The organism is Gordonia sesuvii, assembly GCF_036350415.1.
GTDB lineage: Bacteria > Actinomycetota > Actinomycetes > Mycobacteriales > Mycobacteriaceae > Gordonia > Gordonia sesuvii.
This window is the reverse complement of the sequence record NZ_JAZDUF010000001.1, coordinates 1,335,638-1,352,673: the sequence shown is the minus strand read 5'-3', so window position 1 is coordinate 1,352,673 and position 17,036 is coordinate 1,335,638. Positions and strand designations below refer to the sequence as shown.

Annotated in this window: 7 protein-coding genes; 6 read left to right on the top strand and 1 reads right to left on the bottom strand. The window is 69.4% G+C overall.

Going from position 1 to position 17,036, the window contains the following annotated elements:
* Positions 1-642 (bottom strand): GNAT family N-acetyltransferase, encoded by a 642-nt coding sequence (locus VZC37_RS06215; RefSeq protein WP_330431526.1) that lies wholly within the window; start codon positions 640-642, stop codon positions 1-3.
* A 65-nt stretch (positions 643-707) separates the two neighbouring features.
* Between VZC37_RS06215 and VZC37_RS06210 the strand changes: the two genes are divergently transcribed.
* The 6 genes from VZC37_RS06210 (at position 708) to VZC37_RS06185 (ending at position 17,018) form a co-directional block, all read left to right on the top strand.
* Positions 708-1,499 (top strand): thioesterase II family protein, encoded by a 792-nt coding sequence (locus tag VZC37_RS06210; RefSeq protein ID WP_330431525.1) that lies wholly within the window; start codon positions 708-710, stop codon positions 1,497-1,499.
* The gene (locus tag VZC37_RS06205; RefSeq protein ID WP_330431524.1) at positions 1,496-2,851 is read left to right on the top strand and encodes a beta-ketoacyl [acyl carrier protein] synthase domain-containing protein; all 1,356 of its coding nucleotides are present in this window, start codon (positions 1,496-1,498) and stop codon (positions 2,849-2,851) included. The genes VZC37_RS06210 and VZC37_RS06205 overlap by 4 nt, the downstream gene beginning before the upstream one ends.
* Positions 2,832-6,029, top strand: coding sequence for a nocobactin polyketide synthase NbtC (gene nbtC, locus VZC37_RS06200; RefSeq protein WP_330431523.1), 3,198 nt, complete (start codon positions 2,832-2,834; stop codon positions 6,027-6,029). The genes VZC37_RS06205 and nbtC overlap by 20 nt, the downstream gene beginning before the upstream one ends.
* 66 nt (positions 6,030-6,095) lie before the next feature.
* Positions 6,096-7,043: an MTB12 C-terminal domain-containing protein gene (locus VZC37_RS06195; protein ID WP_330431522.1), complete on the top strand. Its 948-nt coding sequence runs from the start codon at positions 6,096-6,098 to the stop codon at positions 7,041-7,043.
* 4 nt (positions 7,044-7,047) lie between these two features.
* A complete protein-coding gene (locus VZC37_RS06190) occupies positions 7,048-12,456 on the top strand; it encodes an amino acid adenylation domain-containing protein (RefSeq protein WP_330431521.1) in 5,409 nt (1,802 codons plus the stop codon).
* Positions 12,453-17,018, top strand: a complete 4,566-nt coding sequence (locus tag VZC37_RS06185) for an amino acid adenylation domain-containing protein (RefSeq protein ID WP_330431520.1) — start codon at positions 12,453-12,455, stop codon at positions 17,016-17,018. Before VZC37_RS06190 ends, VZC37_RS06185 begins: the two co-directional genes overlap by 4 nt.
* Positions 17,019-17,036: the final 18 nt, after the last annotated feature.

Below are 17,036 nucleotides of genomic sequence, written 5' to 3'. Positions count from 1 at the left end.
TCACAGCACGGGAAGGTCGCCCGGTTCCCGGCCCATGGCGTGCAGGGCGATCCGCCGATCGGGGCGGACGTCGAACTCGCCGAGGTCGACCCAGCCGTGTTTCGTCAACGCCCGACGAATGGGCCCATTGCTCGCGCCGGGTTCGAGAACGATTCGGCGACAACGCGAATCGGCATCGAAGATGGCCTGTGCGAGCTCGGCCAGCCACGCCGAGATCAGGCCGCGGCCGGTGAGCGCCGGGTCGGCGGTCGCGATGTGGAATCCCATGTCGTGCGGATCGGCCGGATAGAGCCGGGCGATCTCGTCGCGCGCCGGACGGTACAACTCCACGTACCCCACCTCGACGCCGTCGAACGACAGGATGAAGGGCACCGAGTAGTCACCGGCGAGACGATGCGCCGCATCGGCCCGCCAGCGCTGCTCGGTCCATTCCTGCTCCCACGTCTGCACCAGATGCGGTCGGGCGAACCACGACACCAGCATCGCCGGATCGGTCCCGTCCGGGTCCACCCGACGCAACCGGAATCGGCCGGTCAGCACCGGCACCACCGGACCGCCCGCGGCCGCCACCTCCGCACTCACATCGGTGATCTCACGCCCGATCGTGTACTCGTCGTGCGCGCCGGTGTCAGCGGAATCCATTGCGGTCGGCTCCGTTCGGTGTCGAGGGGACGTCCCGGCCAGGCTAACCCACCCAGGAAGGCGTCATGACGCAGCACCAGACCGCCCGACCCGCCCTCGGCGCGCTCCGCCAGTTCCATCAGCCGCTGCGGCCGGACCTGCCGCCACTGCTGATCTTCCCGCACGCCGGCGCCGGCGCATCCGCCTACCGGTCGGCCTCGGAACTGTTCAGCCGCGAGTTCACCGTCCTGATCATGCAGTACCCGGGCCGGCAGGACCGCATGCGCGAACCCGCCGCGACCACCCTGCCGGACCTCGCCGCCGAAGCGCACGCCGCCTACCTCGAGCGACCGGATGCCCAGACGGCGCCACTGACCGTGTTCGGCCACAGCCTCGGCGCGATCGTCGCGTTCGAGTTCGCCCGGCGCGCCGAGGTGTCCGGGCCGCCGCTCACCGGTCTGGTGGTTTCGTCGGCCACCGCACCCAGCAAGGTCATCGACCTGCCGCCGCATCCCACCGACGACGAAGGGCTGATGGCCCACCTATCCGCCCTGTCCGGGACCAGCGAGAGTGTGATGGGCAGCGACGCCGTGATGCGGATGGCGCTGCCCGTGCTGCGCGCCGACTATCAGGCGTTCGACGCCTACCGCACCACCGACGTCGACCGGATCGCCGCCCCTATCACGGTTCTCGGTGGCGTCGACGACCCCGTGATCCGACCGCACGACCTGCACACCTGGTCCGCCCACTCCGACGACGTCTCCGTCAGCGTGCTCGACGGCGGACACTTCTACCTCGAGACCGCTGGCCCCGACATCCTCGAGGTGCTCACCGAGACGCGGGACGCGGCCGACTCCCACCGGGCGGCCGGCCGATGAGCACCACCACTGCCATCACCACCACCGGGCCCGTCGTCATCGCCGGCATGGCGGTGGAGGCGCCCGGCGGCATCGAGACGCCGGAGGGCTTCTACGCGGCGCTGGCGGGCGGTGTCGAACTCGTCGAACCCTTTCCGCGCGACCGGGACTGGCCGGTCGACCAGGTCCTCGCCCTCGGTGCGCTCGACGGGTGGGGTGACGTGCCCGATGCCGGCGGATTCCTGCATGGCGCAGCGGAATTCGACCCACTATTCTTCGGGGTCAGCCCTCGTGAAGCGGTCGCGATGGATCCTCAGCAGCGCGTCGCGATGCGCGTGGCGTGGCGGGCATTGGAGAACACCGGCATCGACCCGACGACGTTGCGCGACCAAGAGGTGGGCGTCTACATGGGCGCCTCCATCGCCGAATACGGGCCGCGCGCCGCCGCCGTCAACGACTACTCGGGGCACCGGGTCGCCGGTACCGCGCTGGGCGCCGTGGCCGGCCGGATCTCCCACGTGCTGGGCACCGTCGGACCGTCGATGACGGTGGACACCGCGTGCGCGTCGTCGTTGACCGCACTCCATCTGGCCGCCAACGCGATCCGCACCGGCGAATGCGACTGGGCGCTCGCCGGTGGTGTGTGCGTGATGGGCTCGCCCGGCGCGTTCTTCGAGTTCGCCAAGAACAACGGGCTGTCCGCCGACGGTCATTGCAAGTCCTACAGCTCGGCCGCCACCGGCACCCTGTGGGGCGAAGGTGTGGGCGTGGTGATCGTGGAGCCCGAAGAGAGGGCACGCCGCCTCGGTCATCGCATCTTCGGCACCGTGCTCGGCACCCGGGTCAACCACAACGGCGGTGGCGGTCCGATCGTCGTGCCGAATGCGCTGGCCCAACAACGGCTCGTCGAACGCACCATCGCCGCAGCCGGTGTCAGTTCAGCCGACATCGACGTCATCGAGGGCCATGGCACCGGCACCCCGCTCGGTGATCCGATGGAACTCGAGGCGCTGCAGAACACCTACGGTGCGTCCCGCCCGCCGGACCGGCCGGTGCTGCTGGGCTCGGTGAAATCCAATGCGGGACATGCGCAGGCCGCGGCAGGCATCCTGGGACTCATCAAGGTGCTGCTCTGCGGTCGGCACGGCCAGACGGTACCCAGCCTCTACGCCGACACACCCACCGGCGCGCTCGACTGGGATCGCGGCGCCCTGGCGCTGTCGACCGAACTGCGCCCCTGGGCGCCCCGCGGCGACGGACAGCGATACGCCGCGGTGTCCAGCTTCGGGGTTTCCGGAACCAACGCACACGCCATCGTCGCCATGCCGGCGGCCGATCGACCCGGCGTCGAGAGTGAGGCCGTCAGTGCTTGATTCGCTACGGTCTGAGTCGATACTGTCCGGCCCCCGCCTTCCTGACGGCCGTGTGCCCGTCCTGGTGTCGTCCGACGCCGCCGAACTCGTGCCCGCCGAGGCGGCCGCGCTGGGTGGCTACCTGCGCGCACATCCGGACGTATCGCCGACGGCGGTGGCCGCTCACCTCCTGCGGACCCGACCCGCGCGCCGCCACCGCGCGCTCGTACTGGCCACCGGCCGCGACCAACTCATCGATGCGATCGACGCCCTCGCCGACGACCGCGCACACCCCGATGTCGTCCGTGGCGCCACAGCCGCGACCCGCCGCCGCATCGCCTACACCTTTCCCGGACAGGGCGGCCAGCGACCGGGGATGGGTCGCGGGTATTACGAACTGTCGGAACACTATCGACGTGCCGTGGACGAATGCCACATCGAGTCGATGCGGCTGTTCGGCACCTCGCCGCGCGACTACGTGCTCGGCGACGTCGCCGCCGACGACCCGTCCGCCGCCGATGTCCGCGTGGTCCAGCCGGCACTGTTCATGCAGATGGTCGGGCTGACCGCCATGTGGGATGCGGCGGGCGTGACCCCGGCGTTGACGGTCGGGCACTCACAGGGCGAGATCGCGGCATGTCATCGCAGCGGCGCTATGACCCTGGCGGATTCGTTGCTCATCGTCACCATCCGTGCGCGCCTGGTCCACGAACACTCGCCGCGCGGTCACACCATGGCGGTCGTGGGGATCGACGTCGACGAATGTGAGGACATGCTGGCCCGCCACTCGGGGTGGGCGCAACTGTCGGTCGTCAACTCCGCGCACATCCTGTGCATCTCCGGGAAACGCGACGACGTCCTCGACATGGTCGAAACCCTCACCGCCCAGGGAAGATTCGCCAAGGAGATCCGCGTCGAATACCCCGCCCACACCAGCTACGTCAGCGAGTACCAGCCCCTGTTCATCGACGCCCTCGGCACGTCGCTGCAGAACCCGAACATGCTGCCCGGAACCATCCCGTCGGTGGGAGCCACCCTCGGAGCCGCCACCGACCCCGAGATGTCCCTGGCCGACTACTGGTTCTGGAACCTGCGCAACCGAGTGCGCTTCGACAAGGCGATCGCCGACGCCGCGACCCGCCACGACGCGGACTACTTCGTCGAGATGTCCGAGCATCCGACGCTGCTGCTGGCGATCGGGGAGACCCTCGCCGAGGTCGGCGACTCGACCACCGGTGCGCGACAGGTGATCGGCACCTCGCGCCGCGATGCCGACGGACTCGCCGAGTTCACCCGCAACGTCGCCGCGGTGGCAGTGGCCGACACCGGTTTCCGGTGGGAAGCGCTGGCCGGGACGGTCGACGAGGCCCCCGCACTGCCGCTCGAAGGGTTCCCCAACACGGTGATGCGACGCGTACACCTGTGGGCGGACCGGGAATCCGGCGTCGGCGACGACGTCAACTCGCCGGAATGGGCTGCGCGTCACGCGGGGTCCGCAGTCCGACGGCTGGCGGTCGAGTGGCGACCGCTGAAGCGACGGAAACTGTTGCGGCCGAGACGGATCGCCATCATCGATCCGACCGGTCAGGCCGCGGGACTCGCCGCGGAGATTGCCGCCGCGGCTGCGGACCAGGGTGCGGTCGCCGAGGTCGTCGGGTCGCTCGAGACGCCCGGCCTCGACGCCGACACCGTCCTGATGCTCGCCGGTACGGCGGGGACGAAACCCGATGCGGTCACCGATCACCTCACCGCGATCCTGGCCGGCGGCCGATGGCGCGCCGGAGCGGCGCGGTTGCCCGAACAGTTCTGGTGGCTGACCGTCGGCGGCGAACGGGTGACCGCCGACGACCCGACGCCCGACGTCGTGCACGGCGCCATCACCTCGGCGCTGCGCTGCGCAGCCACCGAACACCCGGCAGTCCGGTTCCGCCATCTCGACCTCGACGCCAGGTCCACCGAGTCGGCCGACGGTTCCGCGGCAGCCGTGGTGTCGGCGCTGCACGTCGCAGACGAACCCGAGATGGCACTGCGCGGCGGCACCGTGTTCGTCAAGCGGCTGGCCCCTGTCGAGGTCCCGGCGGATGCGGCGAGCCCGGATTTCGCACACATCCTGATCACCGGAGGAACCGGCAAACTCGGCATGGAGTTCTGCGAGTATCTCGCTGCGGCCGGCGCCGGCCGCATCACGCTGCTCAGCCGGTCCGGCGGCTCGGCAGACGTGCGGCGTCGTGTCGACGACGTCGCCCGCCGGTACGGAGTCGACGTCCACGCCCTCGCCTGCGACATCACCGACGAGGCAGCCATCGACGAACTCGTCGGCACCATGACGGTGCCGGTCAGCCTGATCGTGCACACCGCGATGAACTATGTGTCGACGTCGCTCGACGACATCACCGCCGATCAGATCGACACCGCGATCGCAGCGAAGGTCGCCGGCCTACGACACATCGTCCGGGCGGCACCCCGCGCCGACGACTGCTCCGTCCTGATCTGCTCGTCCGTCGCCGCCACCCTCGGCGGCCGAGACCAGGCGCTCTACGCACTCGCGAACCGGATAACCGACATCATGGCCACCGAACTGCGGGCGGACGGCGTCCGCGCTGCATCGGTGCAGTGGGGCCTGTGGCGGGTCCAAGGGCCCCTCGACGACACCGCCCTGTCCCGGGTCGCGGGTGCCGGGGTGATCCCGATGGCCCCGCCGTCGGCGATCGCCGCAGGCCTCGGTACGGACACCCTCGGGACGGAGAGGAGTCTCGGGTCGGACAGCATCGTCATGTCGGCGGACTGGGACCAACTGCGTGACCTGCTGGGGGTTCTGGGAGCCCAGCAGATCCTCGCGGAGATCCCCGCCGAGTGGTCGGCTACGCAGGCCCAGGTCAAACAAGCTGATCCGGAGACCGTGCCGAGCCCGGCGCGGCCGGCCGGCGACCCCGCGCCGCAGGTCACGCAGGAGAACCCGACCGCGTCGTCGGCGCCCGGCGATGTGCTGAAAGCCGAGCTCGCCGCGGCGATGGGACTCTCGGACGGCGACGTCGACCTCGATCCCGATCTGCCATTGGTGGCGCTGGGCCTGGACAGCCTGCAGGCCCTTGACCTCCGCAAACGAGTGCAGGCAGTGCTCGGGCGCGACCTGCCTGTCGAGGCGATCCTCGGCGGAGCCAGCCTGCGCGAGGTCATCGACCTGATGGGCACGGACTGACCTGGACAGCAAATCCAGTAAGGTCAGGCTAAATGACGGACCGCGACGCAGCGAGGGGAGCGCACCATGTCGTCTGAGTTCGACGACACCGACACCGGGCCGATCGGTGCCCAGGCCTACTCGGCCGCACCCGATCAGTCGGCCGCGCCATCGGCAGGCGACGACTCCGCGTCGTCGACCCCGCCCACCGAACCCGACGGTGGCGACCAGGGCGGTGGCGGAGTCAACTGGCCGACGGTGCTGGTCTCCGGCGGTGTCGCCGCGATCATCTCCGCGCTCGTGGTCACCATCGGTGTGGTGGGCCTGCTGTTGTCCGACATCGGCCAGGAGTCGAGCGCGTCGTCGGCGCAGCCGACCGTGGTGAATCTCGGCTCGGCGCAGGGACAGGTTCCGCAAGCGCCCGGTTCCGCCGTGCCGTCGGCGGGTGTCCCGCCGGCCGCCGGCGCCGCCGATCCGGCGATGCCCCCCGGCCCGAAGGGTGGGGGCGGCGCCCTCGGCGAGCCTCTCGGTCCGCCCGGCGAAGGAAGCAGCGCCGACCTCCCGGCCGGTGGCGGTGCATCCGGCGGCGGCCTCGCGCCCGGCGCAGTCCCGGAAGCCGCACCCCCCGCTCAACAGCAGGCGCCACAACAGCAGGCGCCCCAGTCACAGACCCAAAGCGGATCGCGTTCGGCCCCCACCGTGGGACAGCTGCAGAACGACCTCGACTATCTGGTCGGCGGTGCACCCAACGGACAGAAGGCGCAGCGCCTGGAGGGCGGGCAGCGTGCGGTCAACCAGGCACAGCCGGTGATCATGCTGCTGCAGCGGTTCAAGCCGCTCGGCTTCGAGTTCACGGTCGCCGGACCGGTCACGGTGAACGGCAACACCGCGAAGGCCACCATGGAGCTGCGCTCGCCCGGCTATCAGCCGGCCCGGATGCCGGTGTACTGGGTCTGGCAGGACGGGCGATGGAAGCTGTCCAACCGGTCGATCTGCGACATCGGGTCGTACGCGCAGATCCCGTGCAGCCTCTGACGGCATGACCGACGACCTCACCCGACGTAAAGAGCTGCTCCGCCGCCGACTCGAGGCCGACGGACTGACCGGCGCCCACCCCGAGCAACCCGCGGCACAACGGCCCGATGGTGCCACCAGCTCACTGTCGGCAGCCCAACGTCGTCTCTGGTTCGTGTCGCACCGCGACGCCGCCGACACCACCCTGAACGTCGGCGTCGCCTACCGTCTCGCCGGACCCCTCGACCTCGAACGGCTCCACGACGCGTTCACCGCCGTCGTCGGTCGTCACGAGATCCTGCGCGCCACCTACGAGATGGGTCCCGACGGCGTGCCCCGCGTACGCCACCACGGCACCACCGATTTCCCGTGGCACACCGATGACGTCTCCGACCTCACCGGCAGCCGCCTGGACCGACGACTCAAGGTGCTGGCCCGACGCGAGTTCGGCACACCGTTCGACCTCTCCACGCAGCCGCCGATCCGGGTGCTGGTGGTCCGCACCGCCGAGGCAGAGCACGTACTGATGCTCACCGTCCACCACATCGCCTGGGACGACGAGTCGTGGCCGATACTGTTCCGCGAGATCGGCCATTCCTACCGTGGCGACGCGACCCCGCTGCCGGTTCTCACCCGGCACTACGTCGACCTGCCCGACGTGGCAGCCGCCGACGTGGACACCGACCTCGAGTACTGGCGTGCCGAACTGTCCCCGCTGCCCGAACCGCTCGGCCTACCCGCGGCAACCGGGAGCGGGCGCCGCACCAGCGAGCGGCTCACCCGCGCACTGCCCGGCGAGCTGACCGCACACGTCGACCGCGTCGCACGCGCGGCTGCGGTGAGCCCCTTCACGGTGTATGCCGCCGGTCTAGACGCGTTAATCCACCGGCTCACCGGCGCAACCGATTTCACCGTCGCCGTGCCCGTCGCCCACCGCCCGGCCGGCGCCGTCGACCTGATCGGCTACTTCGGCAACACCATCCTGCCCCGCACCCGCGTGGCCACCACTGACACCTTCGACGACCTCGTCGCCGCTGCCGGTCGACGGCTGACTGCCGGGCTTACACACCAGACGGCACCGATCGACACCGTTGTCGGAGCGCTCAACCCGCCGCGAAGCGCCGGTGACGACGCGATCGGCCGCCTCGTGGAAGTCAGCCTCAGCGCACGCAGCAGTGTCGGCGAGTTCGTGCTGCCCGATCTCACCACCACGCACCTCGCGGAACTCGGCACCCCGAACGGGCAGCTGCCACTCGAGTTCAGCATCGTCGCCGACGATCCCGCGCAACTCGAGATCGAGTACGACACCGCACAGTTCGGTCCCGACCTCGCCGCAGACATCGCCGACGGATACGTGCACCTCCTCGGACGGATGCTCGCCGAACCCCGACGGCCGGTGCGCGATCACGAACTGCTCACCGCAGACCGACGCATCGCAGTGGTGGCGACCTCGGCCGGCCATTCGGCACCGGTCCCACCGACCACGGTCGTCGACCTGTTCGCGACCGCCGTCGCACAGCGGCCGGATCATGAGGCCATCGCCGCCGACGATCTCACGCTCACCTACGGTCAACTCGATGAACGGTCGAACCGTCTGGCGCACTGGCTGATCCGTGAAGGCGCCGGGCCCGACGACGTGGTGGGGCTTCGCGTCGGCGCCACCGTCGGCTTCGTGGTCGCAGCTCTCGCAGTCCTCAAGGCGGGCGCCGCCTACCTGCCCATCGACCCCGACTATCCGGCGGATCGCACCGAGTTCCTCATCGCCGACGCCCGGCCCCGGCTGGTGCTCGACGCCACCGACCTCCGAGCCGCCGAGGTCGCGGCGGCAATGCTGTCCGCCGCGACACCCACCGACGCGGATCGTCGTGCCCCGCTGCGGCCCACGAACCTCGCGTACGTCATCTACACATCCGGGTCGACCGGCACCCCTAAGGGTGTCGCGGTCGCGCACGACGCCATCGCCGACCACCTGTTCGGCTTCGGGGCCGGCGAGATCCTCGGGCGCGACGACCGACTCGTGCAGACATCGTCGGTGAGCTTCGACGCCTCCATGTTCGAGATCTTCGCCACCCTCTCGGTCGGCGCCACCCTCGTCATACCGAAACCCCGCGCGGTACACGACATCCCATACATGGCCGATCTGCTGGTGCGGCAACGGGTCACCGTCATGCACATGGTTCCGACACTGCTGTCGAGCCTGCTGATGGTGCCCGAGGTCAAGCAGTGGACCATGCTCCGCACCGTCCCGGTCGGCGGTGAAGCCTTCTCGGGCGAGGTCGCCGACGCGTTCACCACTACTTTCGATGCGGCGCTGTCCAACAACTACGGGCCCACCGAGGCGGTCGTAGCCGCCACCCACTTCCCGATCACCACGCCGCAAGGCAACACGGTGGTGCCGATCGGCACCCCGAACACCAACGTCACCGCCTACATTCTCGACCCGGGCCTCCACTTGGTTCCGGACGGCATCGTGGGCGAGATCTATCTCGGCGGAACACAACTCGCACGCGGATACCTCGGGCGTCCGATCCTCACCGCCACCCGCTTCATCGCCGACCCCTTCACCCCCGGCGGCCAGCTGTACCGCACCGGAGACCTGGCCCTCCGCGACGCCGACGGCAACCTGCAGTTCGTGGGCCGCGCCGACGAACAGGTCAAGGTCCGCGGGTACCGCATCGAACTCGGCGAAGTGGAAGCCGGCCTGACCGACCACCCCGACGTCGCACACGCGGTGGTGATCGTGGAAGCCGACGACAGCGGCGCCCGACTGCTCGGCTACGTCATCCCCGAATCGCACGCCAGGTCGACGATCGATGTGGCCGCCGTCATCCGCCACGCCCGTACCCGTCTGCCGGAGTACATGGTGCCGTCCGGACTGGCGGTGATCGACGAGGTCCCGTTGACCACACACGGCAAACTCGATCGTGACGCCTTGCCCATCGTCACCACCGTTGCCGCCGGCACGAGTCCGGAGTCGGCCCGCGCCCCGCGGACACCGACCGAGAAGCGGATCGCCGCGGTCTACGCGGAACTGTTCGGTCGCGACGACATCACTGCCGGATCGTCGTTCTTCGACCTCGGCGGCCATTCACTGTTGGCCGCACGACTCGTCACCACGCTGACCACCGAGTTCGGCATCGACGTGGATGTCCGGCTGGCGCTGGACAATCCGAGCGTCGCCGATCTCGCTTCCGCGGTGAACGCCGCCGTCTTCGACGAGTTCGGCCTTGATCTGGACGATCTGGGGGATCTCGACGACCTGGGGGACCTCGATGATCTGGGGAACGCCGGCGATCTGGGGAACGCCGACGAACCGGGAACCTCCGCGGTGTCGGGCATCACCGGCGTCTCGCCCCGCCCGGCAACTGATGGCTCCGCCCGACCGCCGCTGCGCCATGCGGAGCCGCCCGATCCGATTCCGTTGTCGTTCTCGCAGCTGGCGATGTGGTTCCAACATCGGTTCGAAGGTCCCGGTGCCGCCGGAAACATCCCGCTCACGTTGCGCATCGACGGCCCCCTCGACGCCACCGCGCTGCGGTCGGCGCTCACCGACGTCGTCGCGCGGCACGAGTCTCTGCGCACCACCTTCGTCGAGCAGGAGGGCCTCCCGACCGCGCGAATCGCCCCGGCCGCCGACATCGACCTACCGACAGTCGACGTCGACGGCGCCGATGCTCTGGCATCCGCGCTCGCCTCCGCGCGCGGTCACGTGTTCAACCTCGCCGCCGGGCCGCTCCTGCATCCGACCTTGTTGCGGGAGAACGACACCCGGCACGTGCTGTCACTCGTGGTCCATCACATGGTGATCGATCACTGGTCGACCGACGTCGTGCTCGACGACCTGGTCACCGCCTACCGATCACGCACCGCGGGGGCGACGCCGGATCTTCCCGCCCCTGCACTCACCTACACCGACTACTCCCTGTGGCAGCACCGCGTCTTCCCGGTGACCGTCGACAGTGGCGATACCGCCGCCGACGGATTCGCGGAGTTCGGCCGACGGCAGATCGACCATTGGCGTTCCGTGCTCGACGGTCAACCAGACGAGATCACCGTGGCCACCGACCGTCCGCGGCCGCAGGCGCTGAGCAAGCGCGGAGTGCTGGCCGACCTCACGCTGCCCCCCGATCCGCGCCGACGCCTGCGTGCCGTCGCCGACGAGTGCGGCGCCACCGAGTTCATGATGGTGACCGCGGCGCTCACGGCGGTGTTGTCGCGCCTCGGTGGCGGCGACGACATCGCCATCGGCACACCCGTCGCGGGTCGTCTCGACCCCGGAACCGAGAACCTCGTCGGTCTCCTCGCGAACATGGTTGCGTTGCGGACCCGAACCGACGGCGACCCCACCGTGCGCGACCTCGTCCGCCGGTGTCGCGACACCGTCCTCGACGCCTTCGCCCATCAGGACGTGCCGATCGAGCGCCTGGTCGAAGCGCTCAATCCCCGCCGAACCCGCTCGCGTAACCCGTTGTTCCAGAGCATGATCCACTTCCGGGATCGCGACCGCAACGTTGACGGCCGCCCCCTCGGGGACCCGACCCTCCAGCGCACGGACACGTCCATCTCGCTGCTGCCCGTGGAACAGGACACGTCGTTCCTCGACCTGAACGTCATCCTCACCGTCACCGCGGACGGCGGCTACGACGGGCGCGTGGTCGGCAGCGCAGATCTGTACGAGCAGAACACGATCGACGGAATCGCCGCGACGTTGACCGCGATGATCGACGCCATGGCCACCGGCGCCGACACTCACGTGGGAGCGATCGCACTCCCGCCGCTGCCCGGCGTCGTCACCGTCGACCAGCACCTCGACGACCCAGCCGGACTGGCCGCGATCATCACCCGCGAACGTCCGCACCGCGTTCATGCGTCCCCCAGAACCCTGGCAGCGCTCCCACACACCGGCATCACCGACCTTGACGCGGTCCGCGAGTGGGTGGCCACCGAACCGGGTGCCGCTCCGAACCTTGCGGAAACCCTGGCGGCTCTCGCACCCGGATCGCGACTCACCGACCCGTTTGCCGACGCGGCGCCGGCGCCGACCGTCATGGCGATGGCAACCGCGGGAGGTGGCGCGCAGACCCCCACCGAGGAGCGGCTCATCGCGATCCTGTCCGACCTGCTCGGCATCGACGGCCTCGGCCGCGACGACAACTTCTTCGCCGTAGGCGGGGACAGTGTCATCTCGATCCAGTGGGCGGCCCGAGCCGCCGCAGAGGGTTTGCCGCTGGCACCCGCGCAGATCTTCGACTACTACACCATCGCCGAACTCGCTGCTGCGGTGGATGATTCGAACGGTTCAGGGACGAACGATTCGGGGCCGAACGGTTCAGGATCGAGCGCCGAGCCGACCGACGCCGCGCCGATGAGTGCTTCCGGGCTCAGCGATGACATGCTCCAATCTCTCGGGGCGGCCTGGAAATCACAGCAGTGAGCGCCGCGCCCGAGATCGAGGATGTTCTCGCCCTCAGTCCGCTGCAGCACGGGCTGTTCACCCTCTCGGAGATGTCCGACGACGGCTTCGACGTCTACTCGATGCAGTTCGTCGTGGAGATCACCGGCCCGCTCGACGTCGACCGGCTGCATCGGAGCGTCGACGCGATCATCGACCGACACCCCAATCTCCGGGTGTCCCTGTGGGACAAGGACCTTCCGAAGCCGGTGCAGATCGTGCCCAGTCGCGTCGAGGTGCCTTGGGAGGAGCTCCGCGCCACCGCGGCAGAGTTCGATGAGTTGGCCACCGCCGAACGCGCCCGCCGGTTCGATCTGCGTCGCGGGCCGTCGATCCGGGTGAAGCTCGTCGAGCTCGACGGCCGATGGCGACTGCTGGTCACCGCACATCACATCCTGATGGACGGATGGTCGATCGCGCTGTTCTTCTCTGAACTTCTCACGATCTACACCGCGGGCGCCTCCAGCGCGACGTTGCCGCCGGTTCGGCCGTACCGCAACTACATCGCATGGTTGGCCGCGCAGGACGTCGCCGCCGCCCGCGCACGCTGGGTGGACCACCTCGCGGGGATCGAGCCGTTGATGCTCGGTGAAGCGGGGACGACGATCACCGAACCCGTGCGCACACGTCATCGCCTGCCGGTCGCCGACACCGAACGTCTGATCACATGGGCCAGATCGGCGGGCCTGACCGTCAACACGGCCGTCCAATACGCGTGGGCCACCGTGCTCGGCAGACTCACCGATCGAGACGACGTGGTGTTCGGCACCACCATCTCCGGGCGTCCACAGGACTTGGCCGGCGCCGACGAGATGATCGGCCTGTTCATCAACACCGTCCCGGCGCGCGTCCGACTCACCGCGGTCCCCGGTGCACCCGACACGGTGGCCGCGAACTGTGCTGTCCTGCAACGCACGTCCAGCGAGATGCGCGACCACGGGTACCTGGGTCTGTCGGACATCCAACGGGCCTCCGGGCATTCCGCATTGTTCGACACCCTCTTCGTGTTCGAGAACGCCCCGATCGGGTCGGCCACCGAGCCCGTCTCCGCGCCCGACGGCACCCGTTTTCTGCCGCTCGCCATGGAGAGCCTGGCGCACTACCCCCTCACCGTCGTGGCCTACGTGCTCGACGGTGAACTCGTCATCACCACCGAGGCGGTCGACGGTGCGCTCGGCGATCTCCGGCCGGCGGAGATCGCGGCACGACTGCTGCGGGTGCTCGAACAGCTGCCCGCGGCGGGTGACGGTCCCGCAGACGCTCTCGACGTGCTGCTACCGGCCGAGCGCGCACTGATCGAGCGGACCTCCGTGCGGCGGGCCGCAGCCGCAGACCTCGCACCGTCGGTGATCGCGGCGTTCCTCGATCAGGCCCGCCGGACACCCGAGGCGCCGGCGCTCGTCGATGCCACACAGACCTTCGGCTACGCCGAACTCGGCGCACGTGCCGCGCGGCTCGCGGGCGAACTCCGCGACCTCGGCGTCGGACCCGAGTCGGTGGTCGCGATCGCGCTGCCGCGATCAGCGGATTCGGTCATCACCATCCTGGCCATCATGCTTGCCGGCGGCGCATACGTCCCGGTCGATCTCGCGTTACCCGATCAGCGTGTGGCCAACATGCTCGAGCAATCCGGTGCGCGGGTTGTCGTGACCGATCTGGCCGATCTGGCGCGGTTCCAGACCTCCGGCAGGGTCACCGCGGTGGCCCTCGACGACGCGGTGACAGCCGACCGGATTGCCGCCCGCCCTGCTGAGATCGCACCTCCCGCACTATGTCCCGACAGCGCCGCATATGTGATCTTCACGTCGGGGTCGACGGGAGAACCCAAGGGTGTCATCGGAACCCAAGGGGCATTGGTGAGCTACTGCCGCGACCACCGCGACCACATGCTCACCCCGGCGCGCCAGCGGCTCGGCCGGCCGCTGCGGGTGGCGCACGCCTGGACATTCAGCTTCGATGCATCGTGGCAGCCACTGGCGGCGCTCCTCGATGGCCACGCCGTCCACCTGTTCGGGGAGGACGAGATGCGCGACGCCGGCCGCCTTGTCGCCGGACTCGCCGACCGCGCCATCGACATGATCGACACGACACCGTCGATGTTCGGTCAGCTCGCCGCGGCCGGGCTGGTCGGCGACGAGGGCGTCGGCCATGCCCATCTGTCCGTGCTGGCGCTCGGTGGTGAGGCGATCGGACCCGCACTCTGGCGTCAGTTGAGTGCGCTTCCCGGCACCACCGCACACAACTGTTACGGCCCCACCGAGACCACGGTGGAGGCCGTGGTGGCGCGGATTCCGGACTCGCCCGTACCGACGATCGGTTCACCCACCGACCGGATGGCCGCCTACATCCTCGACTCCCGTCTGCGTCAGGTGCCCACCGGGATCGCCGGGGAGTTGTATCTCTCTGGTGCGCAGGTCACCCGCGGCTACGCGGGCAAGGCGGCGATGACCGCCGGCCGCTTCGTGGCGGACCCGTTTGTCGTCGGCGAACGGATGTATCGCACCGGAGATCTGGTGCGGCGCAACGAACGTGGCGACATCATCTTCGTCGGTCGCCGCGACGATCAGGTGAAGATCCGCGGCTACCGTATCGAGACGGGCGAGATCGAGGCGGCGCTGCGGCGGCTGCCCGGGGTTCGGGCGGCCGCTGTGGTGGTGGTCGACCGTACGGCCGGTCCGGCGCTCGTCGGCTTCGCAGCCGGTACCGAACTCGACGCGCGCCGGGTGCGCTCGGAGTTGGGCGAACTGCTGCCCGCGCACATGGTGCCCACCCGGATCGTCACGCTGCCGGTGTTGCCGATGAACAGCAACGGCAAGGTGGACAGCCGTGCCCTGGCCCAGTCTGCGGCGCAGGCGCTGCAAGCGCGCTCCGCCGCGGACACCGCCGACCTGACCCCCACCGGCCGCGTGGTGTCGTCGGTGATCGCTGCGGTCTTGGGGAGTACCCCGGCGGCCGACGAAGACTTCTTCGACCTCGGCCTCGACAGCATCGTCGCGATGGCGGCGGTGCACGCACTGCGCGAGCACGACCTGACCGTGACACCGCGGATGGTGTTGGCGCATCCCACGGTCGCCGACCTCGCGGATGCCATCGACCGCTACGTCGACGAACCCGACGCCACGCGCGCAGGTCCCGGCATCGTGCCCGCCCTGCCCATCGTGGAATGGCTCTACGAGTACGGCAACGATCGGCGATTCACCCAGACCGTGCTGTTCGCGTTGCCGGATGGCCTCGCCGACGACGACCTGCGTTCGGTCCTGCAGACCCTCATCGACGGTCACGATATGCTGCGGGCCACGCGTACCCCAGCGGGGGTCGTCACCCGTGACGAGGGAACCGTTGACGCCGCAACGGTTCTCCACTCGATGCCGAGCGCCGATCTGTCCACGACCATCACCACCGCCGCCCGACGCGCGAATGACGCCGTCGACCCCGATCAGGGGCGAATGCTGGCCGCGGTTCGACTGAACCGACTGGGCGCCCAGGACATCCTGCTGCTCGCGATTCATCACCTGGCCGTCGACGCGGTCAGTTGGCAGATCATCTTCGGCGCCCTCGCCGGCGCCGGGGCAGCTCTGGCCGCCGGTACAACCCCGACGATCGACGCCGAACGCACCGACTATCGGTATTGGTGTACCGAGATCCGTGCCCGCGCCGAACGTCCGGAGTTGTCGGCGCAACTCGACCACTGGATCTCGCAGGTGTCCGCACCCGACGGCCCGATCGGTGCCCGAATGCCGGACCCGTCCGTCGACACCTGGTCGTCGTTGCGGTCCGCGGTCACCCTGACGCCCGTCGACATCACCGGGACCATCCTCGGCGCGCTGGACAAGCGCACCGGCCTGCGCGAATTCCTACTGGCCGCACTGACCCTGACGATCGCCGGATGGCGGCGGGAACGCGGCGACGACCCGACCCAGGGCGCCTACGTGGCACTCGAAGGACACGGACGCGAGGACGAACTCGCCGGCCCATCGGTGGACACGACCCGAACCCTCGGATGGTTCACCACCGTCTATCCGGTTCGGCTCGGCGCCGGACACGATCTCGATCCTGCGGAGGCGTCCGTCGATCGCGCCGCTGGCCGCCGTCTGCTCGACGCTGTCGCCACAGAGTTGTCCACGATCCCCGGCAGCGGAATCGATTTCGGCATCCTCAAGTATGTCCGCGGCGTCGACGAACTGGTCGATGCGCGCGAACCACAGATCGAGTTCAACTATCTCGGCCGCTTCGATCTGCACGGTGCTGATCCGCGCACTGGTGGGGATTCGAGCAGTGGTGACGTTCCGTGGCAGCCCTGGAGTCCGATCACCGACCTCGAGCTCAACGATCGACTCCCCACCGATCCGGAACCCGAACTGCCGCTGCGCTACACACTCGACGTGGTGGCCGTGGTGCGCGCCACTGACGACGGTCCACAAATTGTCGCCAACTGGCGTTACGGCGAGAACCTGCTGACCGCAGCTGAGGCCGAGCGACTCACCGAGCTGTGGCAGCTGTCGGTGACCGTGTTGGCGTCGGTGGTTGCAGACCGAGCCTGCTGATCGACTGGCCGCGACGGC

Bases quoted from the DNA above. Each gene is read 5' to 3' on its own strand.
- VZC37_RS06210 (WP_330431525.1), top strand. From the start codon at position 708: ATGACGCAGCACCAGACCGCCCGACCCGCCCTCGGCGCGCTCCGCCAG.
- VZC37_RS06195 (WP_330431522.1), top strand. From the start codon at position 6,096: ATGTCGTCTGAGTTCGACGACACCGACACCGGGCCGATCGGTGCCCAG.
- VZC37_RS06190 (WP_330431521.1), top strand. From the start codon at position 7,048: ATGACCGACGACCTCACCCGACGTAAAGAGCTGCTCCGCCGCCGACTC.
- VZC37_RS06215 (WP_330431526.1), bottom strand. From the start codon at position 642: ATGGATTCCGCTGACACCGGCGCGCACGACGAGTACACGATCGGGCGT.
- VZC37_RS06205 (WP_330431524.1), top strand. From the start codon at position 1,496: ATGAGCACCACCACTGCCATCACCACCACCGGGCCCGTCGTCATCGCC.